Origin of the sequence: Streptomyces sp. NPDC058662 (genome assembly GCF_042716255.1) — a bacterium.
Classification (GTDB): Bacteria; Actinomycetota; Actinomycetes; order Streptomycetales; family Streptomycetaceae; genus Streptomyces.
Map to the genome: position 1 here is coordinate 1 of NZ_JBHXRU010000011.1, position 23,006 is coordinate 23,006.

A 23,006-nucleotide genomic window follows, 5' to 3' on the forward strand; every position below is an offset into this window, starting at 1 on the left:
GGCCCCGGATGCTTCCGCGGGACCTCGTCGACTTCACGGGCCGCACCGCCGAACTCGACCGGGCCGACGCGCTCGTCCGGGCCGCCGGACCCGGCGCCGCGATCCTCGCCGTCACCGGCATGGCCGGCGTCGGCAAGACCGCCTTCGCCACCCGCGTCGCGCACCTCGCGAGCGCCGCCTACCCCGACGGCCAACTCTTCGTCGACCTGCACGGCCACAGCGCCGAACGCGGCCCGATGCCCGCCCACGAAGCGCTCGACCTGCTGCTGCGCATGGCCGGGGAGCCCTGCGAACACCCCAGCGGGGACGGCACCGGCTCCGGCACCGTCCTGGCCGCCGCCCGCTGGCGCGCGACGCTCGCCCGGCGCCGCATGATCGTCGTCCTGGACAACGCGGCCGACGCCGCGCACATCCGCCCGCTCCTGCCGGGCGACTCGGCCAGCCTCGTCGTCATCACCGGCCGCGGTCCGCTCGCCGAGGTGGACGGCGCCCACCAGCTGCCCCTGGGCGTACTGTCCACCGCGGAGGCGGCGGCGCTCTTCACCGCCATCACCGGGACCGCCATCACCGGGACCGCCATCACCGGGACCGACGCCGCCGCCGCGCCGGAGCGGCGCGGCCGGGCCGCCGTCGAGGTGGCACGGCTGTGCGGGAACCTGCCGCTGGCCGTCCGGCTCGCCGCCGTCCGGCTCCGCGAACGGCCCACCTGGCCCGCCGAGGAACTCGTCGGCCGACTCCGGGGCGACCACGCCCTCGACGAACTGCGGCTGGGCAGCCGCAGCGTGAGCCAGGCCTTCCACGCCTCGTACCGCGCCCTCACCGACACCGAGCAGCGCGTCTTCCGCTGCCTCGGGCTGCTCCCCGGGCCGGACGCCGACGCGGCGGCGATCACCGCGCTGACGGCCGCCCCGCCCGCACGGATCCGGCCCGTGCTGGAGAGCCTGCTGGACCGCAACCTGCTGGAGCAGCACGCCAGCAACCGGTTCCGGCTGCACCCGCTGCTGCGCCGGTACGCCCTGCGGGCCGCCGGTCGGGAGGACTCCGAGCCGGTCCGCCGCGCCGCCGCCGGCCGGCTCGCCGAGCACTACCTCGTGCACGCCCGCTCGGCGCTGCGGCTGCTGCGCCCGCCCCGCGCCCTGCTGGCCCTCGACGGCCCCGACCGGCTCTTCCCGCACGCGCGCGCCGCCGCCCAGTGGCTCGCGGTGGAGCGGCCCAACCTGACCGCCGCCGCGTACCGGCCCGCCACCGGGCTGCCCGCCGAGCGCACCCGGGCCCTGGTCCAACTCCTGGCCCGCTACGACGAGCTGACCCGCAGCGCGCTACGTCCCGGCCGCCAGCGCGAGCTCGGCCAGGGCCGCGACCTCGGCCGCCAGCGGGCGGTCGCGCTGGAGGGGCGGAGCGGCCTCGGCTAGCCGCGCCCACAGGCCGCTCGGGCGGGCCCCGGTGAGGTGCCCCGCCTGGGTCAGGGCCAGCAGCAGCCCGCCGGCGATCCAGCGCAGCCGGTCGAGCATGTCGGCGACCGCGGTGGCGCTGTTGAGGGCGAGCGGCACGTGGTCCTGGTTCTCCAGATTCGTGGGGATCGTCGTCATCGACGCCGGGTAGCCGAGCTGACGGATCCGGGACAGGTGCGAGGACGCGGCGATCTGCACGCCGGCGAGCCCGCTGTCCCGGCCCGGGACGGGCGCCAGCAGGGGCGGCAGACCGCCGTTGGCCCGGGGGTCGAGCAGCAGGGCGAGCTGGCGCTCCATCAGCAGCGCGACCTGCTGGGCGCAGGTCGCGTGCGACTCCGAGGCCAGGGCGACCGGCGCGGCGTGGAAGTTGCCGCCGTGCAGGATCGCGCCGTCGACGGTCACCGGGTTGTCCGTACAGCCCGCCGCCTCCGCCAGCAGTACCTCCTCCTGGAACCGCAGCTGGTCCAGGACCGCGCCCAGCACCTGCGGCGCGCACCGCAGCGAGTACCGCTCCTGCAACGGCCGCGCCGCCCCCCGTACGTGACCGGGCGGCAGCTCCGCCCGGATCAGGGCCGCCGCGCGCCGCTGCCCCGGCTGGTTGCGCACCCGGCTCAGTCCGTCGTGGTAGGGATCCGGATCGGCGCCCAGGAGCGCGGCCAGGCGGCCGGTGGCCGCGGCGGCCAGCCGGACCGCGGCGGCCAGCTCCCGGTGGTTGTGCAGCGCCTGGGCCAGGCACGCCCCGGAGCCGTTGACGAAGGCGAGCGCGCCCCGCGCGTCCCACACCGCGCCCGGCAGGCCGAGCCGGCGCAGCACGACGTCGGGCCGCTCGCGGCCGGCGCCCGGCCGGCGCGGATCCGTCCAGGCGGCCTGGCCCTCCCCGGCTCCCGTGGCGGCCAGCGCGGCATGGGCGAGGGGTACGAGGTCCCCGCTGGCGCTCAGGCTGCCGTCGCGCGGCACCACCGGAGTGAAACCGGCGTTCCACTGGTCGGCGAGCGAGCGCCACAGCTCCGGTTCCACGGCGGAGTGGCCCGCGGTCATCCCCCGCAGCCGCAGCCACACCATGGTGCGGGTCACCGCCGGGGCCAGCGGCTCGCCCTGGCCGGCCGCGAGGTGCCGGATGAGGCCCAGTCCCTGGGCTCCGGGATCGGTGTCGGCCGGGTAGTCGACGAGCGGGCCGAAGCCGCGGGTGGCCCCGTACACGTCCCTGCGCTCCCGGGCCCGTTCGAAGACCTCGCGGCTCGCGGCCATCCGCGTCCGGTCGGCCGCCGTCGTCTCGATCCGCGCGGTCCAGGCACTGCGGGCGAGCAGGTCCTCGACGCCGCCGCACCGGGAATCGTCCGGGTCCGGTCCCGGCTCCGCGGCGGGGCCCGGCGCCGTCGGCGCGCCCGCCGGGGCGGCCGTCATCGCGCCCCCCGCGGGTCGGCGGCGGCCAGGCCCGGCAGCTCGCCCGTCAGGACCCGGTCACCGGCCCGCGGGATGCGCCGGACGCGGACCACCGTACGGGGCCCGGGGCAGGAGCCGAGAGCCCCGGCGAGCCGGGACCGTACCCGGGCCGGCTCCAGATCGCCGTCGCTCGCGTAGTACAGCCCGTAGTGCTCGCCCCGGATCTCGTCGGCCACCGGCACGCAGGCCGCGTCCGTGCCGGGCAAGGCCTCCCGGACGAGCTGCTCGATCCGGCCCAGGTCGCAGCGCACCCCGTTGACCTTCACGATCCCCGAGGCCCGGCCGATCCTGCGGAAGGTCCGCGCGCCCTCGGCGACCACCAGGTCCGGCATCACCAGTTCCCCGGGCGCGGCCCGGCCCGGCCGGCGGGCCAGCCGGGGCCCGGTGACGGTCAGCGGGCGGATCCCCGGGCCGGTGTCCTTCCACCCGACATCGGGCAGCAGCCGCCACGGGGCCCCGTCCCGGGCCACGGGGTCGATGTTCCGGGTGGCGACGGCGCCGGTCTCCGTCGAGCCGAGCACCTCCACCGCGCGGAAGCCGGTGCCGGCCAGCCGGGCCGCCACCTCGAACGTGGCGCCGGTGGCCCGGGCCGTACTGTGCACAGCGATCACCTCGCGGCGTGCGGCGGGCACCGGAAGGCGGCGCAGCAGCTGCCACGTCGACGGCAGACAGGCCACCAGGGTCCTGGCCCCCGCCTCGAACTCGGGCGGATCCAGCGGCCGGTCCCAGCACAGCACCGCCGGCACGCCCAGCAGCCGGGGGATCTCGACCCCGAAGATCCTGCCGTACAGATGGCGCGGCGGGGCGAAGCACACCACCCGGTCCACCCGGCCGAGGGCCGAGGCCAGCAGTTCGGCCTCGGCCGCCAGTTGGGCGGCGCTGCGCAGCCAGGTGACGGGCGCGGCGGTGGTGCCGGAGGTGTCGAAGGCGATCTCCCCGGGCGGGGGCGCGGCCGTCCGCGTCACCGGCCGGTCCCCAGGACCCCGGCGTCCTCCAGCCGGTCCGCGACGAACCGGGACATGCGCCCGACGGTGGCGAACCAGTGCCGTACGTCGTCGCCCACCAAGTCCACCTCGATGTCGAACTCGCCCTCCACCGCGCTGATGCACTCCATCACGGTGAGGCTGTCGTAGCCGTCCCCGAGCGCTGCCCGGAGGTCGGTGTCGTCCGGGACCGAGGCGAACTCCGCCCCCAGCCGGGACGCAAGGAGCACGCGGAGCCGGGTGTGCACGGATTCGAGGGGTGTCGTCATCACGGCCGTCCTTCGCTGACGTCCGGTCCGACCGGCAGGTCGGACCGGTGAAGTGGACCCGCCGCCGCGATGTAGACGTCGGCGGGCGAGGTGGGGCGGAACTCCAGGTAGAAGAACGGACTGCGGACCGTCACCCCGAGGGCCTCGGCGATGTGCGCGGCCAGCTGGGAGCGGAACTCCTCGTCCCGGTCCGGGGAGACGCAGCAGAGCACCGAGGCGTGGTGCAGGCCCTCCCCCTCGGCGGGGCGCGGCAGCGCCGCCACCGGCCAGCCGCCGGCGAAGACCCGGTCCTCGGCGACCGGTTCGAAGCGGACGACGACATGGGCGCGTCGGACGCCGCGGCCGGTCAGCCAGCGGGTGATGCTCAGGGCGACCGCCCGGCGCCGGGGGGCGGACAGGTCCGCGGTCGCGATGGTGATCGTAGGCATCGTGGTCCCAGGGGGAGGCGGGTCGGGGGACTGCGGGGCGCGGGGGCCTGCGGGGCGGGCCCGGGTCAGGAGAGCGTCAGGGCCGGCAGTCCGGCTCCGGTCCGGATGCGGCCGCCATCCGCGCCGGCACCGGCGCCGCCGTCGGCGGCCGCGGATCCGGCGCCGGCGTCGCCGCCCGGCCCGGTCGCGGCGTCGGCCGTCCGCCGCAGCAGCGCTCCGAGGAGGGCGGCGAGCGGACCGCCGCCGGCGGGCGCCAGCGGGGACCAGGCCGTACCGTCCGGCCGGTCGACGGCCTTGAGGAACAGCCCCAGGTGCCCGCTGTCCACGGGCAGGCCGGCGCGCCCGAGAGCCACCAGCGCCTCGTACGTGGACAGCAGGTCCGGCAGCCGGTCGCCCTCGTTGGCGAACCCGCCCCCGCGTACGCGGTGCGCCTGAAGCGCCGAGGCCGTCTCCGCCGCCGGCACGGGCGCACCGGCGGCCGCCAGGACCCGATGGGCCTGCAGCGTCGAGCGCAGGCTCGCCGGGGCGCCGGGCACCTGGCCGAAGCGGCCGCCGGGATGCGCGCAGGACGCGGTGAAGCGGACCAGCGCCCGGACGTCCACCGCACGGGCCACCGGCGTGCCGAGCAGCCGCAGGGTCTCCACGGCGGAGGCGGTGGAGACCAGGTCGGAGCCGCGCCCGCTCCAGTAGCCGAAGCCCCCGTCGTCGTTCTGCAGGGCGGTGAGCCAGTCGGCGATCCCCGCGCGCGCCGGCGGGTCCCCGGCGAACGCGCCCGCCGCCACGGCCCACAGAGTGCTCCGGACCTCCGCGCCGCGCCCGGGCATGTACATCACCCCGCCCTCGTTGGGCAGCCGGCACGCCTCCATCCAGCGCACCAGCTCCGCGCGCCGGCCCGGTCCGGTCGCCGGGTCCAGGGCGAGCGCCGCGGTCGTCAGCGCGTCGGCGGCCAGCGCCGGTTCCCGGTACGTGTACCCGCCGCCGGGGACGGCCAGGGCGGTGATACGCCGGGTGACGGCCTCGGCGACCGCGTCGGTGGAGACGCCGAGGGCGCGCAAGCTGCCGACCGCGCAGAAGGACGCCCACACGTCCTCCACCGCGTACTCCTCCCAGCGCACGAAAGCGCCCGACGCGCCGCGCAGCCGCAGCACCCACTCCACGCAGCGCTCCGGCTCCGCGGCCGTCGCCCCCAGCGCGGCGAGCGCTCCCGCCGCCCGGTACGTCGCCCACATGCACGGCACCTCGGCGGCGGGGGAGAAGCGGAAGCCGCCGGACGCGTCCTGCCGCGCGCGCAGCCAGGCGACCAGTCGGCCCACGTCCCACGGCGGCGGCTCGCCGGGGACGGCCGCCCAGGCCAGTACCCCGTAGTAGCAGGCCCGTACGTCCGCGCGGCCGTGCCGGGCGTCCGCCGGGGTCCAGCCGAGCCCGCCGTCCGGGCCCTGGAGCTCGCCCAGCCAGCGCAGCAGCCGCCGGTGGCGGCTCCGGTCGGAGCCGGCGTACGGGGAGCCGGCGGCCGGGCCGGCGAGGGAGGCGGCGGTGCGGGCGGTGAAGTGCGTGGCCCACACCTCGGCGCCCTGGCCGGGCTGCATGCCGTACGCCTCGCCGGTCCAGGTGGACTCCAGCCAGCGGGCCGTCCGCTCGGGGGCGGGCAGCGGGTGGCCGAGGTCCCGCAGGGCCTGGGTGCAGTAGAAGGTCGCCCAGGCGTCGGAGGGCATCCCGGCGCTCCACGCGTAACCGCCGTCGTGGTTGCGGCGGGAGAGGAGGTAGTCCGCCGTGGCCCCGGGGGCCGCCGCCGTGTCGGCCCGGTCCAGCCAGGCGAGGGTCCTCGTCGCGGCGTACGTGCACCACAGGTCGGGCTCGCCGGTGACCGCGCCGAGGGCTCGCGCCGCCGCGCCGGTCACGGAGTGCGCTCCAGTATCCGTATGTTCGAGCGTTTCCAGCTCTTCTGCGAGGCGCCGCTCTTGGTCCTCTGCGGCAGGGAGTTGACGAACGCGACGCGGTCCCAGGAGAGGCCGAGCCGTTCCTTGGAGACGCGCCGCACCTCCTCCGCGACGGCCGGTTCGTCGATCCGGTCCGCGCCGGAGAGGCGCTCCAGCAGCAACTGGGCGAAGTCGCCGTCCGGCCCGACCTCGATCAGGTACCCGGTGGCCTCGGCCGCGCCGAACACCACCTCCTCCACGTCGCGCGGAGTGAGCACGACGCCGTGCACGCGCAGGGTGTCGGAGGCCCGGCCGTGCACCGTGACCAGCGCGGTGTCCCGGCCGCAGGGGCAGCCGTGCGTGAGCGTCACCACGTCCCCGGTGCGCAGGCGCAGCAGCGGGCGGGCGTAGGCGTTCAGCGGGGTGACGACCAGCTGCCCGGTGCCGCCGCCGCGGACGGGAACGATCGCGTCCCCCGTGTCGAGTTCGAAGTACGTGGCGGCGGGCAGCAGGTGCTGGCCGCCGGCCGCGCAGGCGGTGGCGAGGGTACCGGTCTCGGTGCTGCCATAGCTGGCGTCGTGGGCATCGGCTCCCCACCACTGCCCCAACCGGGTACGGAACGGCGCGGTGTTGACCTCCCCGAGCAGCATCAGCCTGCGCAGTCCGGCGCCGAGCTCGGGCAGCAGGCCGCGGGCGGCCGCCAGCCGGGTCCACTCCAGGGCCACGCCGGGCGCCAGGAAGACGGTGGTGGGGCGGTAGCCGCGCCACAGGTCCACCAGCCGGTCCCAGCCGGTGATGCCGGCGGCGAACGGGTAGGCGCGCACATGGGAGAGGTCGAGGTAGTCGCTGACCTGGGCGATCAGGTCCCCGACCGGGACCACGTCCGAGGGCATGAGGCTGAGGATCCGCTCGTCCTCGTCCAGGACGGACCGCCAGGCCTCGGCGACCGAGACGGTGTTCCAGATGACGTCCTCGGCGAGCCTGGGCGTGGGGGTCGGGCTGCCCGTGCTGCCGGTGGTCTCGTAGTACCGCAGCGCCTCGCCCGGCGTGACGGTCGCGAAGTCGAGCGGCCGGGCCTTCAGTTCCTCGCGGGGCGTGGGCGCCAGCGCGGCGAAGGCCTCCGGGGAGAAGGGTCCGAGAGCCCGGTAGGCCGGTGCGGCCGAAGCCCTCTCCCACACCCGGGCGAGTTTGCGCGCATAGAATTCGGGCCCGGGTGTTCCGGCCGTTTCCTCGGTCTCCCGCCGCGCTTCGCGCAGGATGTCCAACCGTCTGTCGTGATGCACAATCACTTGATCTCCCGGCACAACCGCTGGATGAGAGTCGACCGTCAGCTAACACCGGCCCGACGGTGATGTCCATGCGCTTAAGGGTTCCTGAAACCCGCCCGCACGTATTCCGCGCCGACTCGGGTATCCATTCCCGGTGTTAAGCGTTCGTTAAGCGCCGCCGGGCATCGTTCCGGGCGGGATCTGGAACAGGGTCTACCGAGGGAGCGTTCTTGACCAGAGTCGTTGTCACCGGAGCGGGCACGGGCATCGGCCGGGCCGCGGCCCGCCTCTTCGCCCAGGACGGCGCGGAGGTGGTCGTGGTCGGCCGGCGCGCGGACGTGCTGAAGGACGTGGCCGCGAGCCTGGCCCCCGCCACCGTCCACATCGTGGCCGCCGACCTCGCCCAGACGGCCGGCGTCGAACAGGTGCTCGCCGCGCTCCCCGACGGACCGGTCGACGTGCTCGTGAACAACGCGGGCGGGATCGACAGGGCCAAGCAGCCCGGACTGGCCGGGTACGCCGACTCCTTCCGGCGCACGCTCGACGCCAACCTCTTCTCGGCGGCCGTGCTCACCGAGGCGCTCTGGCCGCGGCTGCTGCGGCCGGGCGCGCGGGTGGTCAACGTGAGCTCGGTGGCCGCGCGGCGGGGCGGCGCCGACGGGTACACGGCCGCCAAAGCGGGGATGATCGGCTGGTCCCAGGGCCTGGCCCGCAAGGGCGGGCCGGAGGGCATCCTGGTGAACACGGTGGCGCCCGGCTACGTCCAGGACACCGAGTTCTTCGACCCCTCCGGGCGCTCGGCGCGGCACGACAGCCTGGTGGCCGACACACTCGTCGGCCGCGCGGGCGTACCCGGTGACATCGCCTCCGTGATTCATTTCCTGGCCTCGCCGGCCGCCGGATGGATCACCGGGCAGGTATTCGACGTCAATGGCGGAAGCGTACTGGGGAGATGAGCGCCGAGATGCAGCGCAGACGCATTCTCTACATATTTCCCGACCGGAGTTCGGAACTCCTCCGCGCTTATGAGGAGGGGGAGTTCTGGGTCGACTACAAAGCGGCGGCCGACCGGGCCGGACTCGATTTCGGCGTGGCCGCCCCCGACCACATAGCCATCGCGCGGGGGACCGCCTACTGGCGGGACGAACCCCTGTCCCCCGAGCGGGACATCATCGTCTACGGCGTGCGTACGAGCCCCACCCACGAGATCGACCTGTGGGCCGGCGTCTCGCTGATGCGCTCCCTCGCGACCCTGGGCTTCTGGCTGCCGATCCCGCTCGACACGGGCATCCTGCTCAACGACAAGTACGCGACCTTGAACGCCTTCCTGGACTCGCCGGTCCCGGTCGTCCCCACCATCCGGCTCGCCGCCGACCGCGACGTGCACCGGCTGCGGCACCTCAACCTCGTACCGAACGACTGGTTCCCGGTGTTCGTCAAGCCGCTCTCCTGGAGCGGCGGGCAGGGCTGTGTGGCCTGCCCGGACCGCGACAGCCTCGAAGCGGTGCTCGGGCTCGCCGCCGGCAGCCGGACCGGAGTCGCGATCCAGCCCCGGCTGGCGGGTGTCACCGCGGACATCCGGGTCGTCGCCGTCGAGGGCACCATCGTCGCGATGTTCGACCGGATCCCGCGCCAGGGTTCGCACGTCGCGAACGTCACCCGGGGCGGCAGCTACTCCGTGCGCACCGAGATCGATCCCCGCGTCCACGACCTCGTCAAACTCGCCGCACGGCGGCTCGGCGTCGCCTACCTCTGCGTCGACCTGCTGCTGGCGGACGGCACCCTGTGGCTGTCGGAGTTCGAGGCCGACGGGGCGGTGTCGCGGCTGCTCGCGCCCGCCGACCTCGTCCACCACGTCGTCGCCACCCGCTTCGCCGCGTACGAGCGCCGCCTCGACGCCTTCCTGGCCGGCCGCTGACCCGGGGCCGCCCACCCGGCGGCCGCTGACCCGGCGGACGGTCCGCCGCCGCACCGGCGGCCCGCCGGCCCCGGCGTGCTGCCCCGCCGACCCACGCCCGGTGCCCCGAAGCCCCCTGCCCGCTGCCCCGGTCCGCCGACGCGGATCCGGACGAACCGAGAGAGTCGCACCGTGACGACAGCCGCAGCACTCGGCTATCTCGAACAGACCCTGGAGCCCGGGACCGGCGACATCCCCGCCGCCCTGCTGCTCGGACCCGTCGAAGGGCGCGCGAAAGCCCTGGCCGACGCGGGCCTGGACCGCGACCGGTGGCGCGAGGCCCGCCGCCGCTGGATCGCCGAGGCCGACCGGGTGACCCGGGCGATGGTCTGGCTCGACGGCGGCGCCGACGTCGCCGGAATCACGCTCGGCGTGAAGGACACCGTGGACGTCGCCGGCATGCCCACCACCCTGGGACACGCGACGCACCGCCACCACCCGGCCGCCGACGCGGCCGCGGTGGCCCGGATCCGCGCCCTGGGACCGGCCGTCATCGGCAAGGCGTACGCCACCGAACTGAACATCGGCGCCCCCGGTGACGTCCTGAACCCGGCCTTTCCCGATCTGTCCCCGGGCGGCTCAAGCACCGGGTCCGCCGTCTCCGTCGCCGCCGGCATCTGCGATTTCGCGCTCTCCACGGACGTCCTCGGCTCCACCCGCTGGCCCGCGACCAACTGCGGGATCGCGGGACTGCGGACCACCTGGCACCCCGGCCGGCTCACCGGCGCACTGCCGGTGTCGCCCACCCAGGACGCCCTGGGGCTGATGGCCCGTACGGTCGCCGACCTGCGCCGGCTGTGGCGGCGCGGGCCGGTCGTCGGGGCCGGGCCCGCCGGGCCGGAGCCCGGCCGGATTCCGCGCGTGGCCACCGTGGCCAATACCCGGGGCTGCGCACCCGTACTGGCCGAGGGCGTCGCCCGTACCGCCGCGGCCCTGGCCGAACTCGGCGTGCTCTGCCGCGAGGTGGAGCTCCCCGACGACCTGTGGAGCGCCCGCGCCCACGCCTGGGAGCTGTGCGCGATCGACGTCGCCGAAGTGGTCGAGCAGGTCGAGGCCCGGCTCACGCTGCGGATCTCACCCGTCGCCCGCGCCTCCCTGGGACCCGAACCGGCATCCGGACGCCGCGCCGAACTGCTCGACGCACAGGCGCGGTTCCGCTCCGGACTCCTCGCGTTCCTCGACCGCGAGGGCATCGACATGCTGCTGATGCCCGTCAGCTCGACGCCGCCCAAACGGGTCGCCGAACGGGCCGGCCGGCCCACCCTGCCCAAGCCCGACGACGCCGACTACGCGGACCGCCTCGGCTACACCCCGATCGCCAGTTTCGCCGGGCTGCCCGCCCTGGTGCAGCCGGCCGCGGTCGACCCCGCGCACGGACCCGTCGGCGCTCAACTGGTCGGCCGGCCGGACCAGGAAGCCGCCCTGCTCGCACTCGGAGCCCGACTGGAGCACCTGCTCGGCGCGGTGCCGGTGATCGCCGAGCGGGTCGCCCGTACGCTCCGGGACGCGCGATGAGGCGCGTCGGGTCGGTGGACCCCGACCGGATCCGGATCGAGGCGGCCCGCTTGGAAGTCCTGGGCGGTCATCCGGTTCCGTCCGCCGCGGCCGCCCCCGGGACGGCAGGGCTGCCCGAGAGCGGTCCGGCCCAGGTGACCGCGGTCAGCCGCGCCCTCGCGGCCGCCGCCGGCGGTCAGGTCGTCGCCAGCGGCGGCACCACCGGCAAGCTCAAGATCACCACCATCGCCCCGGACCAGGGCATCCCCCGGCTGCTGCGAGCCGGCTGGCGCCCGCTCCACGCCGGGGACGTGCTGCTCAACCTGTTCCGCCCGGGCCGGCTGTGGGGCGCGCACTACTTCTACAACGCCCTCGCGGCCCACTGCCAGGCCTCCGTGCTGCCCATGGGGCCGGTCGCCGCCGCCGAACTCCCGGACTGGGCGGACGTGTTCCGCGACACCGGGGTGAACGCCCTCGCGGGCGCCCCGAGCGCCCTGGCCGACTTCGCCGACGCGGTCGTCGCCACCGGCGCCGAACTGCCCGTACGCACCGTTGTCTGGGCGGGCGAGCCGCTGACACCCGCCCGCCGGGAAGCGGTCCTGCGCGCCTTCCCGCAGGCCGCCCTGTGGGGCAACTACGGCTCCATCGAGACGTACGTCATCGCCACCAGCGGCCCCGGGTGCGCGCCCGGCCTGCTCCACCTGCTGCCCGAGCAGCTGCTGGAGTACGACGAGGAGCGCACCCTGCTCACCCGGGTGGGGGACGGCTGGCCCACCCCCGTGGTGCGCTACCGCCTCGGCGACCGGATCACTCCCGACAGCTGCCCCTGCACAACCGAGGACGGCTTCCGGGTGCTCGGCCGCGCCGACGACCGGCTGAAGTTCCACAACACCATGATCCGGCTCGGCGACCTCCTCGACGTGGTCCGCGCCGTGCCGGGCGTCACCGACGGCCAGCTGGCCCTGACCGCGGACCCCGCCGACCCGGAGGCGCTGCGCGCCCTGACCGTCCGCTACACCGGGCCGGAGCGGGACGCGCGCCGGATCCTGTCCGAACTGCTGCGCCGCGTCTACGCCCTGACCGCGATCGCCGCGCAGCACCCCGAGAGCGTGCGGGTCGAACGCGTCGACCGGCTCGCCCGCAACAGCCGCACCGGCAAGGTGGTCCCGCACGCCTGGCACCACCCCACGACAAGCACCGGCTGAGAGCCGGCCACCGCAGATGACAGACAGGGGACAGCGCATGGAGCGCGGCACGCCGGTCGAGAACCGGATCACCAGGGAGTTCCTCGACGGCACGCGCGGCAAGGCCCGCGCCGTCACCACCTCGGACCCCGCCTTCGACCGCACCCACGCCTGGCTCGGCCGACCGGTCTTCAACCGCCCGACCTTCCTCGAAGCCGCCGAGACCCGCGCCCTCGACCACGACCTCGGCGTCTTCCTGCGGGTGCTGTGCTCCCTGCCCGAGCGCCTCTACGGCGGGGACCCCGGACGTATGGCCCGCGCCCTCGGGCTGCCCGCGGTCCAGGCCGAAGCGGCCGTGCGCTGCGCCGTCCCCGGCCCGGCCGTTCCGCTGGGCCGGGCCGACCTGCTGCGCGAACAGGGAGTCTTCCGGCTGGTCGAGTTCAACACCACCAGTTCACTGGGGGGTTGTGAGATAGCGGAGATGTGCCGGGGCATGCTCTCCGACACCGCGCTCACCGAGTTCGCGGCGCGGCACGGCCTCGGCTACGGCGACCCGGCCGCCGGGGTGATGGCGTCCATGGAGGCCTCCACCCCCTCCTCCGGTCTGCCGATCGCCGTCGTGAAGTGGCCCAACAGCCCGGAGACGGCGTTGGAGTTCGGGCACCTGAAACTGTTCGTCGAGCAGCTCGCCGAGCTGGGGCACGAGGCCTTCCCCTGCCACATCGGCCAGCTCCGCTACGAAGGCGGCGTGCTGACCGCCGCCGGCCGCCGCGTCGACCGCCTCTTCCGCACCTTCCAGCTCAGCCGTCTCACGGGCACCCCCGAGACCAGCGAACTGGCGGCCCCGCTCCTGGACGCGGTCGCCGCGGGCGCCGCCCACCTGTTCGCGCCGCTGCCCGCCGACCTCTACGGCATCAAGGACTGCCTGGGCCTCCTCAGCGACGAGACCCACCGCGACATCCTCGACCCCGCCGAGCTCGACGTCGTCGACCGCCTGCTGCCCTGGACCCGCCCGCTGCGCGTCGGCCGCGTCACCCGCGAGGGCAGGGGCGTGGACCTCGTGGCACACGTGCTGTCCGAACGCGAGCGGCTGGTCCTCAAGCCCAGCGCCGGATTCGCCGGCCAGGGCATCACCGCCGGCTGGATGGTCGACCCCGCGGAATGGGAGCGCCGCGTCACCGCCGCCCTCGACAGCCCGCACGTGGTCCAGGAACGGGTGGTGGCCGACGCGGAGCGCTTCGTGGACGACGACGACCCGGACGTCCTCGCGCCGTGCCTGCTCAACTGGGGCGTCTTCCACACCGTGCACGGCTACAGCGGCGCCTTCATCAAGGGCATCCCGTACGGCGCGCAGGACATCCGGTTCCTCGGCGACGGCTCGCACGTCGGCTGCGTCTTCCACCAGATCGGCGACCGGACCGGCGCCGACCGGGCCGGGCACCCGCGCGACGGCCACCGGGCGGGGGAGCGGGCATGAGCCGGGCGACCGGAATCGTCGTCGACGCCTATACCAACGGCCGACTGCTGCCCGCCGCCTTCGCCGCGTACGGGGTGGACCTCGTGCACCTCCAGGCGCGGGACGAGGTCTCCGCGGTCCTGCCGCGCGACCTCAGCGGCTTCACCGAGAGCCTCGTCTACGACGGCGGGCCCGCCCTGGCGCGCGTCCGCGCCCACGCGCCCTCCTTCGTCATCGCGGGCCACGACTCGGGTGTGTCCCTCGCCGACCGCCTCAGCGAACTCCTCGGCCTGCCCACGAACGGCACCCGGCTCTCCGCCTCGCGCTGGGACAAGTACGCCATGGGGGAGCGCCTGCGGGGGCGGGGCATCCGGTGCGCGCGGCAGTACAAGTCCGCCGACCCCGCCGACCTGATCCGCTGGCGGAAGGAGTCGGGCCTGCCCGCGGAGTCGCCCGTCGTCGTCAAGCCGGTCAGCTCCGGAGGCTCCGACCGCGTCCACGTCTGCCGCACCGACGCGGAGATCGAGGCGGCGGCGCGGGCGGTGCTCGGCGGCGGACCGGACGTCTACGCCAAGCCCAACACCGAGGTGCTCGTCCAGTCGTTCCTGGAGGGCACCGAGTACATCGTCGACACCGTGAGCCGGGACGGCGCCCACTTCGTCTGCGGGGTGTGGCGCTACCACAAGCGCCTGGTGGGCGGCCGCCCGGTGTACGACCGCGATGAACTCCTCGCCTCGGAGGAGGAGCCCGTACCCGCGCTCGTCGCCTACATCCACACGGTGCTCGACGCCCTCGGCATCCGCCACGGCTCGGCGCACGCCGAGGTCATCGTGACCCCCCGGGGGCCCGCGCTGGTGGAGATCGGCGCGCGGATGAACGGAAACATGAACCAGGAGCTGCACCAGGTCTGCCTCGGCCACGACCAGGCCTCGCTCACCGCTCTCGCCTACGCGCGCCCCGAGGCGTTCCGGACCGAGTACGCGGGCCGCTTCTACCGGCGGCGCCGGCCCGCCGTGGTCTGCAACACCGCCACCGGGCGCACCGGCACCGTCACCCGGGTCGACGCCCGGGCCGTGGCGCGCATCGAGGCCCTGGAGGCCGTCCGGGGCGTGGTGGTCAAACTCGGCGCGGGCGACACGATCAGACCCACCACCGACCTGCTCACCGCCACCCTGAGGGTCTTCCTGACCCACGCGGACCCGTCCGTGCTGGAGGCCGACTCGCTCGCGGTACGGCGGCTGGCCGAGGAGGTCTACGAGGTCGACGGGATCGCGGCGCCCACGACGGACGCGGCGCCCGCGCCGGACCCGACACCCGCGCCGGACCCGACACCCGCGGCGGAAGCGACACCCGTGCCGGACCCGACACCCCCGCCGCACGCGGCGGCCGGCGCGAGCCGCGCGGGCGCCCGCCCGGAGGCCCGCGCATGACCCAGTCGGAGATCACCGACCCGGGCGCCGGGGACGCGGCGGCCCCGCCGAGCCTGTGGCGCGACCGCGACTTCACCACGTACTGGCTCGGCGAGAGCGCGGCCCGCTTCGGCGTCCAGGTCACCTCCCTGGTGCTGCCCCTGCTCGCGGTCGTCGAGCTCGACGCGACGTCGAGCCAGGCGGGCCTGCTCAACGGCGCCCAGTTCGTCCCGTACCTGCTGCTCACGCTCTTCGCCGGGGTCTGGGTCGACCGGATGCGGCCCCGCCCCTTCCTGATCCTCACCAACTTCGCCCGCGCCGCGCTGCTCGCCCTGGTACCGGTGCTGTTCTGGCTCGACGCGCTCAGCCTGACCGGCCTGTACCTCACCGGCTTCGCCATCGGCTCGCTCGCGGTCCTCTACGACCTGTCCTCCTCGACCTACCTGCCCTCCCTCATCGGCAAGGACCGGCTGGCCGAGGGCAACAGCCGGATCCAGGGCAGCGGTTCGGTGGCCCGGATCGGCGGCCCGGGACTGGGCGGACTGCTGGTCCAGGTGATGTCCGTCCCCGCGACGATGATCGCCGGCGCCGGCATCCACCTGTTCTCCGCGCTCACCCTGCTGGCCGTGCGCCCGCGCGCGGAGGACCGCCCCCCGGCCGCGCCGAAACCGATGCTCAGCGAGATCGCCGGCTCGCTGCGCTTCGTCGCCCGCAACCCCTACCTGCGGGTCTCCGCCTTCCGAGCGGGCTTCAACAACCTGTTCTTCATGGCCATGCAGACCGTCCTGCCGCTCTTCGTGATCCGCGAACTGCACGAATCCAGCAGCACCCTCGGCCTCGTCCTGGCCACGGGCGCCGTCGGCTCACTGATCGGCGCGGTCCTCGCGGTCGGCGTCGCCAAACGGTACGGGCCGGGCCGCGCGATCGTCATCGGCTTCGGCGTGGGCTCCTTCGCCCAGGCGCTCACCCCGCTGGCCGGCGGCCCCACGGCCGTCGTCATGGCCGTCCTGTTCGGCTCGTTCCTGCTGGGCGGCATCGGCACGACCATCGGCAACATCCACCTGTCCACCCTCACCCAGACGGTGACCCCGCGCCGGATGCTGGGCCGGACCAACGCCGCACTGCGCTTCCTGACCTGGGGCACCATGCCCGTGGGAGCCCTGCTCGGCGGCTGGCTCGGCGACCTGATCGGCCTGCGGGCCACGCTCGTCGTCACGGCCGCCGGATTCACGGTGTCGCTGCTGCTCGTGGCCTTCTCGCCGGTGGGCAGACTGGCCGCGCTGCCGGAGGAGGCCCACTGGGAGGAGTGATCCTCCCGGCGGGCCCCGCGGCGCGGTCGCTACGGCGCGATCGGGAGCTGCCGCTTGTGCTCGGTGAGCCGGTAGCGGCGCGTGATGGTCTCGACGGCGCGCCCGTCCACCGGCTTGCCCTCCAGGAAGTCGTCGATGTCGTCGTACGTGACACCCAGCGCCTCCTCGTCCGCCTTGCCGGGGGCGAGGGTCTCCAGGTCGGCGGTCGGCACCTTCCACACCAGCTCCGCGGGGGCGCCCAGCGCGTCCGCCACCGCCCGCACCCGGCGCTTGGTCAGTCCGGTCAGCGGCACGAGGTCGGCCGCGCCGTCGCCGAACTTGGTGAAGAAGCCGGACACCGCCTCCGCGGCGTGGTCCGTGCCCACCACGAGGCCGTCGTGCGCGCCCGCGACCGCGTACTGGGCGATCATGCGCTGGCGGGCCTTGATGTTGCCCTGCACGAAGTCCTGGTGGCCCGCGTCGCGGAACTCCACCCCGCCGTCGACCGCGGCCGCGAGGGCGGCGTCACTGGCCGGCCGGATGTCGACGGTCAGCACGCGGTCGGCGCGGATGAACGCGAGGGCGAGCTGCGCGTCCTTCTCGTCGGCCTGGACGCCGTAGGGCAGGCGCATGGCGTAGAAGACGGCCTCGTGCCCCGCGGCGCGGGCCCGCTCCACGGCGAGCTGGCACAGCCGCCCCGCGGTGGTGGAGTCGACGCCGCCGCTGATGCCGAGGACCAGCGAGCGCAGCCCGGTCGAGGTGAGCCGCTCGGTGAGGAACGCCACCCGGCGCTCGATCTCGTGCTCCGCGTCGAAGGTCTCGGTCACCAGGAGTTCCCGGGCGATCTCCTGCTGCAGGGCGGTGGACGCCGGCTCGCTCACTGCTGCTCCTCTGGGTCGTGCGCGCGGTACGCGGTAGGCGGTTCGCTGTGCCGACGACCCTAGTCGACGCCCCCCGGGCCTCCGAGCGGTGGTCCGCCCCGGCCTGGGGCCCCGCGACGGCACGGTGCACAATCCGTGCCCATGGAGATCACCGAGCGCGAACTCAACCGTGCCACCCTCAGCCGGCAGTTGCTGCTGCGCCGGGAGCCGCTGGGGGTCGTCGAGGGCGTACGGCGCGTGGTCGCGCTGCAGGCGCAGCAGGCCGCTTCGCCGTACCTGGCACTGTGGAACCGGCTCGCGGACTTCGACCCGGCCCACTTGGACGCCGCGTTCGCGGACCGCACCGTCGTCAAGGCGACCCTCATGCGGATCACCCTGCACGCGGTCGGCGCCGGGGACTACCCGGACTTCCGCGAGGCCCTGCGGCCGACGCTGTACGCCGCCCGGCTCGGCGACCGGTTCGCCGCGGCAGGCCTGACACCGGCGGACGCCGAAGCACTGGTGCCGCACCTGCTGGCGTACGCGGACCGGCCCCGTACGGCCGCCGACCTGCAGGCGTGGCTGGGCGAGCGGCTCGGCGCCGACCGCGGGGCCGGTGCGTGGTGGGGGCTGCGCGGGTACGCGCCGCTGCACCACGCGGCCACCGGCGGGGCCTGGTCCTTCGGCCACCGCCCCTCGTACGTCGCATCGCACACCGGCCCCGGCACCTCCGGGCGGGAGGTGGCGCCGGAGGCGCTGCGGTCCCTGCTCCTGCGCTACCTGGAAGGCTTCGGCCCGGCCTCGGTGGCGGACATGGCCCAGTTCACGATGGTCCGGCGCACCTCGATCCGCGAGGCCCTGCGCAGGCTCGACGGAGCCGTCGAGCACCTCCGCGGACCCGGCGGCGCGCAGCTCTTCGACCTCCCCGGAGCCCCGCGGCCGCCCGCCGACACCCCGGCGCCGCCGCGCCTCATGGCCATGTGGGACAGCACCCTGCTGGCCTACGCCGACCGCGGCCGGATGATCCCGCCGGCCTGGCGCCCCCTCGTCATCCGCCGCAACGGGGACGTGCTGGCGACTCTGCTCGTCGACGGCCGCGTCGCCGGGGTCTGGCGCCCGGTCGAGGGCGGGGTCGAGGCCACGGCCTTCCACGCGCTCTCACCGGCGCAGTGGGACGGCCTCGCCGCCGAGGCCGTCTCCCTCACGCGGCTGCTGGCCGACCGGGATCCCGCGCCGTACAGCCGGTACGGCCACTGGTGGGCCGCGCTCGCGCTCCCGGACGCCCACGTACGGACGCTGCCGGGGCGGTAGGGGTACCTCCCAGCTCCGCAACCGCTCCGCCGCCTGTCCGGGGGGCGCCGCCCGGGGCCGGTCCGTTGGACTTGCGCCGGCCGGCTCGGGGCACCCGGAACCGGGCCATTGGCTCAGCGGCACGGCCCCGACTTGAGCCAGTGGGCCTCCGGATGCTTATCTGTGGCGTATCCATGTAGTTTCGGCGCCGCGCGGCGCCGGACGGCAACGAAGCCGGTCCGGAGCGCGGCGCCTTCGCCGTGCCCGTACGCCGCCCACCACCCCGGGCGGACGCCGGCCCGGCGAGCGCCATCGCGAGGGGGGCGGCACACCGCCGTGAAGAGGATGTTCGTGGCTCCGGATCCGGGGCGGATGCGACTGAGGAACTCGGCCCGTGCGGTGATCGGCGTCGCCGCCGCCGTGGCCGCCGCGGAGGTGTGCGGGCTCTCCCTCACCGCCTCCATCACCGGGGGCCTGGCGGCCCTGCTCGCCCTGTTCACCGTGCTCGACGGCACAGTGCGCGCCCAGCGGGTGACCACCGCCCTGCTGCCCCTCGCCGGCTTCCCCGTACTCGCCCTGGCCACCACGCTGCACGGCGTGGCACCCGCCCGCGACCTCGCCTTCCTGGCCGTCGTCTTCGCCGGGGTCTACGCCCGCCGCTGGGGCCCGCGCGGGCACGCCCTCGGGATCTTCGGCTTCATGATGTTCTTCGTCACGCAGTTCCTGCACGCCCTGCCGGCCCAGCTCCCCGAGCTGTACGCGGCCGTGGGGCTGGCCCTGCTCGCCGCCGCAACCGTGCGCTACGTCCTGTGGCCCATCGAGCGCCGCACCCCGCCCCCGGCCGCCCCGCCCGGGCTGCCCGGCACCGGCCTGGCCCGGCCGACCACCCGGCAGGCCTTCCAGGCCACCGCCGCCTGCGCCTTCGCCCTCGCCATCGGCCAGGCCGTCTCCGACGACCGCTGGTACTGGGCCGTCGGCACCAGCTGGTGGATCTTCGTGAACACCGCCTCGCGCGGCGAGACCCTCGTACGCGGCTTCCGCCGGGTCCTGGGCACCGTCACCGGCATCGCCGCCGGCCTGCTGATCGCCGTCCCCCTGCACGGCGCGCCCGCGCCCACCGCGGCGCTCGTCGCCGTCTGCGTCTTCGGCATCTTCTACACGGCGGCCCCTTCGTACTCCTGGATGATGTTCTTCGTCACCGTCATGGCGGGCCTGCTCTACGGGCTCCTCGGCGTACTGCACCCCGGCCTGCTGCTCCTGCGGTTCCAGGAGACCGCGATCGGCGCCATCGGCGCCGCCCTCGCCGTCGTACTCGTCCTCCCGGTGACCACGCACGCCGCCAACAACGCCTGGATCCAGCGCGCCCTGCACTGCGTACGGGCCTCCACCGCGGCCGCCCTCGACCGCCTCGCCGGGAACCCCGACGCCGACCCCGCCCCGCACGCCGCCGAGCTGGAACTGCTCCTGGGCCGGGTCCGGATGGCCCTCGCGCCGCTGGTCCACCCGCTGAGCCCGCTGCGCGCCCGCAAGGCGCGGGCCCGGCAGGTGCTGGTGCTGCTCGACGACTGCGCCCGGGAAGTGCGCGGACTCGTCGCCGTCGCCGCCGATCCGCAGGCCTCGCACGACGCCCGGCTGGCCGCCGCCTGCTGGCGCGTGGAAGCGGCCGTGGAGGCCCTCACCGCCCCGCGGGGCGTCGAGGAGGCCGAGTTCCGCCCGACGCCGCTCCCGCCGGCCCCGGCGGAGCCGGCCCTCGCCCACCTGCACGGCCTGGAGCACGCCCTCGTCGCACTCGCCACCCCGCTGCGGACCGACCCCCGGGCACCGCTGGTCATCAGCGCCTGAGCGGCCCGCCCGCCGCCGCGTCCCGGTCCGGGCGCCGCACCCCCTCCAGTCCCGCCGGCAGCCGGCCCGCGGTGTGCACCACACCGAGCCGCTGCGTGGCCCGGGTGAGCGCCACGTACAGGTCACTCGGGTGGAGTTCGGCCGGCTCCACCACGATCACCGTGTCGAACTCCAGGCCCTTGGCCTGGCGCGGGTCGAGCAGGACCACCTCGCGGGTCAGGTCCGGCTCAGCCCCCGCCCGCACCCCGGGCACCTCCGCGGCCAGCGCGGCGTGCAGGCGGCGCGGCGCGATCACCGCCAGCCGCCCCCGGGCCGGGAGCGCCCGGTCCCGCGCCTCCCGGTCCACCGCCTCCCGGACCGCCCGCGCCAGGTCCGGGGCCGCCCGCGCCCAGGGACGCACCCCGGTGGCGCGCACCGAGCGCGGCGGTTCGAAGCCGGGGTCCCGCACCCGCAGCACGGCCGCCGCCACGTCCATGATCTCGGCGGGCGTGCGGTAGTTGACCCCCAGCCGGACGAGCTCCCAGCGCGTGCCCACGTACGGTGCCAGGATCCGCTCCCACGCCCCGACGCCCGCCTCGTCCGCCGTCTGCGCCGGATCGCCGACCAGGGTCATCGACCGGGTGGGGCAGCGCCGCATCAGCAGCCGCCACGCCATCTCCGACAACTCCTGCGCCTCGTCCACGACCAGGTGGCCGAAGGCCCAGGTCCGGTCGGCGGCGGCCCGCTCGGCCGTACTGCGGTGGTCGGCCTCCTCGTGCCGCTCGGCCATCCGCTCGGCGTCGATGAGGTCGTGCGCCGCGAGGAACTCGGACTCCTCGTCCTCGAACTCGAAGGACTCCGACCCCCGCGAGAGGTCCAGCACCCCCTGGGCGTAGGCGACGCGCCGTTCCCGCTCCCGCTCCTCGGCGGCGAGCCGGGCGCTGTCGTCCGCGCCGATCAGCTCGGCCGCCTCGTCCAGCAGCGGCACGTCGGCCGGGGTCCAGTCGGGCCGCGCGGCCGGCGCGCGCCGGATCAGCTCCGCCTCGGCCGGGGACACGTGCGCGGGGTCCGCCAGGTAGTCGGTGACGAGCCCCTCGGGGGTGAGGACGGGCCACAGCGAGTCGATCGCCGCGTGCACGGCCGGGCTCGTCGCGATCTCCTTCGCCAGCTGGGCGACGTCGTCCGGACCGAGCAGGTTCGGCCCGCCGTAGGGGTCCGCGCCCAGCCGGTCGGCCAGCTGCGCGGTGAGCCCGTCGAGGATCCGGAACGCGAAGGTCGGCCGGGCCCGGTTGTGGGGGAGGCCGGTGGCCCGCGCCCGGTCCCGTGCCTCGTACGCCATGGTGCGGTCCAGCAGCAGGGTGCCGTAGTCGTCGTGGTCGATCTCCAGGCCCGGCTCGGGCACGGTGTCGTACTCCTCGCCCCGGCCTGCCGGCACCGTCTCCGGCAGGCACTGCCGGTCGGCGACGAAACGGGCCAGCACGTCCGCCATGGCGGCCCGGCCCTTCACCGCGGCCGCTCCGGGGCGGTCGGCGCCGGTGGCGTGGACCCCGGGGAAGAGCTCGCCCGGCGTGGCCAGGAGGACGCCCGTCTCGCCGAGCGCGGGGAGCACCTCGCCGATGTAGCCGAGGAAGGCCGGACCCGGTCCGACGATCAGCACGCCGCGCCGGGCGAGCTGCTCGCGGTGGGCGTAGAGCAGGTAGGCGGCCCGGTGCAGCGCGACCGCGGTCTTGCCGGTGCCCGGTCCGCCCTCGACGACCAGCACCCCGTGATGCGGGGAGCGGATGATCCGGTCCTGCTCGGCCTGGATGGTGCGCACGATGTCGTGCATCCGGCCGGTCCTCGCGGAGTCGAGGGCCGCGAGGAGCACGGCGTCGGCGTCGTCGCCCTCGTGCCCGGTGCGCTCGGCGTCGGCCAGGTCGAGGATCTCGTCGTGCAGGGCCGTCACCACCCGGCCCCGACTGCTGATGTGCCGGCGTCGCCGCAGGCCCATGGGGGTGTAGCCGGTGGCGAGGTAGAAGGGCCGGGCGACCTCGGCGCGCCAGTCCAGGACCAGGGGCGTGCGCTCCGCGTCGTCGGCGCGGATTCCGATCCGACCGATGTGGTGGTCGCGGCCGTCGGAGAACTCCAGACGGCCGAAGCACAGTCCGTTCTCCCCGGCATTCAGGGCGGAAAGCAGTCCGGACTGCTCGGCGACCAGGACATCGCGCTCCAGCCGCGCCTGGAACCCGCTCCCGACGTCGCGCATCGCCCCGTCCACGGCACGTTCGGCCTGGTCACGCAGGTCGTCGAGACGAAGATAGAGATCGGTGACGAATTGCTGCTCTTTACGGAATTCCTCGGTTGACAATTGCACTCCCGCCGCGATACGGTGTCCTCGTAAGCTTTCGTACAGACTGTTTCCGCAAAAGCGCGAAGCATTTGTGGACCAGACGTGAAGCTTCGAATATACGCCTTTTCATCCCTCGGCAGCGAATTCGGCCGGGGGATT

General features: G+C 75.3%; 17 protein-coding genes and 1 pseudogene. 10 read left to right on the top strand and 8 right to left on the bottom strand.

The features are described 5' to 3' along the window. Positions 1-1,412, top strand: a pseudogene (locus ACFWUQ_RS06720) (hypothetical protein); the annotation flags it as partial. On the opposite strand, the gene ACFWUQ_RS06725 reads toward ACFWUQ_RS06720, so the two are convergent. From ACFWUQ_RS06725 to ACFWUQ_RS06750, 6 genes are all read right to left on the bottom strand, one after another. Further along, the gene (locus tag ACFWUQ_RS06725) at positions 1,320-2,855 is read right to left on the bottom strand and encodes an aromatic amino acid ammonia-lyase (protein ID WP_384533808.1); all 1,536 of its coding nucleotides are present in this window, start codon (positions 2,853-2,855) and stop codon (positions 1,320-1,322) included. The pseudogene ACFWUQ_RS06720 and the gene ACFWUQ_RS06725 sit on opposite strands and share 93 nt — an antisense overlap. Beyond that, positions 2,852-3,859, bottom strand: coding sequence for an AMP-binding protein (locus tag ACFWUQ_RS06730; protein ID WP_384533811.1), 1,008 nt, complete (start codon positions 3,857-3,859; stop codon positions 2,852-2,854). The genes ACFWUQ_RS06725 and ACFWUQ_RS06730 overlap by 4 nt, the downstream gene beginning before the upstream one ends. Beyond that, entirely contained in the window at positions 3,856-4,146 is a 291-nt protein-coding gene (locus ACFWUQ_RS06735) for an acyl carrier protein (RefSeq protein WP_384533813.1), read from the bottom strand. Before ACFWUQ_RS06735 ends, ACFWUQ_RS06730 begins: the two co-directional genes overlap by 4 nt. Then, positions 4,146-4,574, bottom strand: coding sequence for a hypothetical protein (locus tag ACFWUQ_RS06740; protein WP_384533816.1), 429 nt, complete (start codon positions 4,572-4,574; stop codon positions 4,146-4,148). Before ACFWUQ_RS06740 ends, ACFWUQ_RS06735 begins: the two co-directional genes overlap by 1 nt. Positions 4,575-4,639: 65 nt before the next feature. Next, complete coding sequence (locus tag ACFWUQ_RS06745; RefSeq protein WP_384533819.1) at positions 4,640-6,472, bottom strand: prenyltransferase/squalene oxidase repeat-containing protein; 1,833 nt, start codon at positions 6,470-6,472, stop codon at positions 4,640-4,642. After that, complete coding sequence (locus ACFWUQ_RS06750; protein ID WP_384533821.1) at positions 6,469-7,773, bottom strand: phenylacetate--CoA ligase family protein; 1,305 nt, start codon at positions 7,771-7,773, stop codon at positions 6,469-6,471. Before ACFWUQ_RS06750 ends, ACFWUQ_RS06745 begins: the two co-directional genes overlap by 4 nt. Positions 7,774-7,988: 215 nt before the next feature. On the opposite strand from ACFWUQ_RS06750, the gene ACFWUQ_RS06755 reads away from it, so the two are divergent. The 7 genes from ACFWUQ_RS06755 to ACFWUQ_RS06785 all read left to right on the top strand — a co-directional run bounded on the left by ACFWUQ_RS06755 (position 7,989) and on the right by ACFWUQ_RS06785 (position 16,568). Further along, complete coding sequence (locus tag ACFWUQ_RS06755; RefSeq protein WP_384533824.1) at positions 7,989-8,714, top strand: SDR family NAD(P)-dependent oxidoreductase; 726 nt, start codon at positions 7,989-7,991, stop codon at positions 8,712-8,714. Continuing rightward, the gene (locus ACFWUQ_RS06760) at positions 8,711-9,676 is read left to right on the top strand and encodes a RimK family alpha-L-glutamate ligase (RefSeq protein WP_384533826.1); all 966 of its coding nucleotides are present in this window, start codon (positions 8,711-8,713) and stop codon (positions 9,674-9,676) included. The genes ACFWUQ_RS06755 and ACFWUQ_RS06760 overlap by 4 nt, the downstream gene beginning before the upstream one ends. 171 nt (positions 9,677-9,847) lie before the next feature. Continuing rightward, the gene (locus tag ACFWUQ_RS06765; RefSeq protein WP_384533829.1) at positions 9,848-11,230 is read left to right on the top strand and encodes an amidase family protein; all 1,383 of its coding nucleotides are present in this window, start codon (positions 9,848-9,850) and stop codon (positions 11,228-11,230) included. Beyond that, the gene (locus ACFWUQ_RS06770; RefSeq protein WP_384533832.1) at positions 11,227-12,414 is read left to right on the top strand and encodes an AMP-binding protein; all 1,188 of its coding nucleotides are present in this window, start codon (positions 11,227-11,229) and stop codon (positions 12,412-12,414) included. The genes ACFWUQ_RS06765 and ACFWUQ_RS06770 overlap by 4 nt, the downstream gene beginning before the upstream one ends. Positions 12,415-12,451: 37 nt before the next feature. After that, on the top strand, positions 12,452-13,870 hold the full coding sequence (locus ACFWUQ_RS06775; protein WP_384533835.1) for a hypothetical protein: 1,419 nt from the start codon (positions 12,452-12,454) through the stop codon (positions 13,868-13,870). Further along, the gene (locus ACFWUQ_RS06780) at positions 13,867-15,279 is read left to right on the top strand and encodes an ATP-grasp domain-containing protein (protein WP_384533838.1); all 1,413 of its coding nucleotides are present in this window, start codon (positions 13,867-13,869) and stop codon (positions 15,277-15,279) included. Before ACFWUQ_RS06775 ends, ACFWUQ_RS06780 begins: the two co-directional genes overlap by 4 nt. Next, positions 15,276-16,568 (top strand): MFS transporter, encoded by a 1,293-nt coding sequence (locus ACFWUQ_RS06785; protein WP_384533840.1) that lies wholly within the window; start codon positions 15,276-15,278, stop codon positions 16,566-16,568. Before ACFWUQ_RS06780 ends, ACFWUQ_RS06785 begins: the two co-directional genes overlap by 4 nt. Before the next feature lie 29 nt (positions 16,569-16,597). Here the strand turns inward: ACFWUQ_RS06785 and nadE are convergent, their stop codons facing one another. Beyond that, positions 16,598-17,428 (bottom strand): ammonia-dependent NAD(+) synthetase, encoded by an 831-nt coding sequence (gene nadE, locus ACFWUQ_RS06790; protein WP_384533843.1) that lies wholly within the window; start codon positions 17,426-17,428, stop codon positions 16,598-16,600. A 141-nt stretch (positions 17,429-17,569) separates the two neighbouring features. Between nadE and ACFWUQ_RS06795 the strand changes: the two genes are divergently transcribed. Together ACFWUQ_RS06795 and ACFWUQ_RS06800 are read left to right on the top strand one after the other, a co-directional pair. Further along, the gene (locus ACFWUQ_RS06795; RefSeq protein WP_384533845.1) at positions 17,570-18,718 is read left to right on the top strand and encodes a winged helix DNA-binding domain-containing protein; all 1,149 of its coding nucleotides are present in this window, start codon (positions 17,570-17,572) and stop codon (positions 18,716-18,718) included. 324 nt (positions 18,719-19,042) lie between these two features. Then, a complete protein-coding gene (locus tag ACFWUQ_RS06800) occupies positions 19,043-20,539 on the top strand; it encodes an FUSC family protein (protein WP_384533848.1) in 1,497 nt (498 codons plus the stop codon). On the opposite strand, the gene ACFWUQ_RS06805 is transcribed toward ACFWUQ_RS06800, so the two are convergent. After that, positions 20,529-22,865: a HelD family protein gene (locus ACFWUQ_RS06805; protein WP_384533851.1), complete on the bottom strand. Its 2,337-nt coding sequence runs from the start codon at positions 22,863-22,865 to the stop codon at positions 20,529-20,531. The genes ACFWUQ_RS06800 and ACFWUQ_RS06805 overlap by 11 nt on opposite strands. Positions 22,866-23,006: the final 141 nt, after the last annotated feature.

Bases quoted from the DNA above. Each gene is read 5' to 3' on its own strand.
- ACFWUQ_RS06725 (WP_384533808.1), bottom strand. From the start codon at position 2,855: ATGACGGCCGCCCCGGCGGGCGCGCCGACGGCGCCGGGCCCCGCCGCG.
- ACFWUQ_RS06735 (WP_384533813.1), bottom strand. From the start codon at position 4,146: ATGACGACACCCCTCGAATCCGTGCACACCCGGCTCCGCGTGCTCCTT.
- ACFWUQ_RS06740 (WP_384533816.1), bottom strand. From the start codon at position 4,574: ATGCCTACGATCACCATCGCGACCGCGGACCTGTCCGCCCCCCGGCGC.
- ACFWUQ_RS06760 (WP_384533826.1), top strand. From the start codon at position 8,711: ATGAGCGCCGAGATGCAGCGCAGACGCATTCTCTACATATTTCCCGAC.
- ACFWUQ_RS06770 (WP_384533832.1), top strand. From the start codon at position 11,227: ATGAGGCGCGTCGGGTCGGTGGACCCCGACCGGATCCGGATCGAGGCG.
- ACFWUQ_RS06775 (WP_384533835.1), top strand. From the start codon at position 12,452: ATGGAGCGCGGCACGCCGGTCGAGAACCGGATCACCAGGGAGTTCCTC.
- ACFWUQ_RS06780 (WP_384533838.1), top strand. From the start codon at position 13,867: ATGAGCCGGGCGACCGGAATCGTCGTCGACGCCTATACCAACGGCCGA.
- ACFWUQ_RS06785 (WP_384533840.1), top strand. From the start codon at position 15,276: ATGACCCAGTCGGAGATCACCGACCCGGGCGCCGGGGACGCGGCGGCC.
- ACFWUQ_RS06795 (WP_384533845.1), top strand. From the start codon at position 17,570: ATGGAGATCACCGAGCGCGAACTCAACCGTGCCACCCTCAGCCGGCAG.
- ACFWUQ_RS06800 (WP_384533848.1), top strand. From the start codon at position 19,043: ATGTTCGTGGCTCCGGATCCGGGGCGGATGCGACTGAGGAACTCGGCC.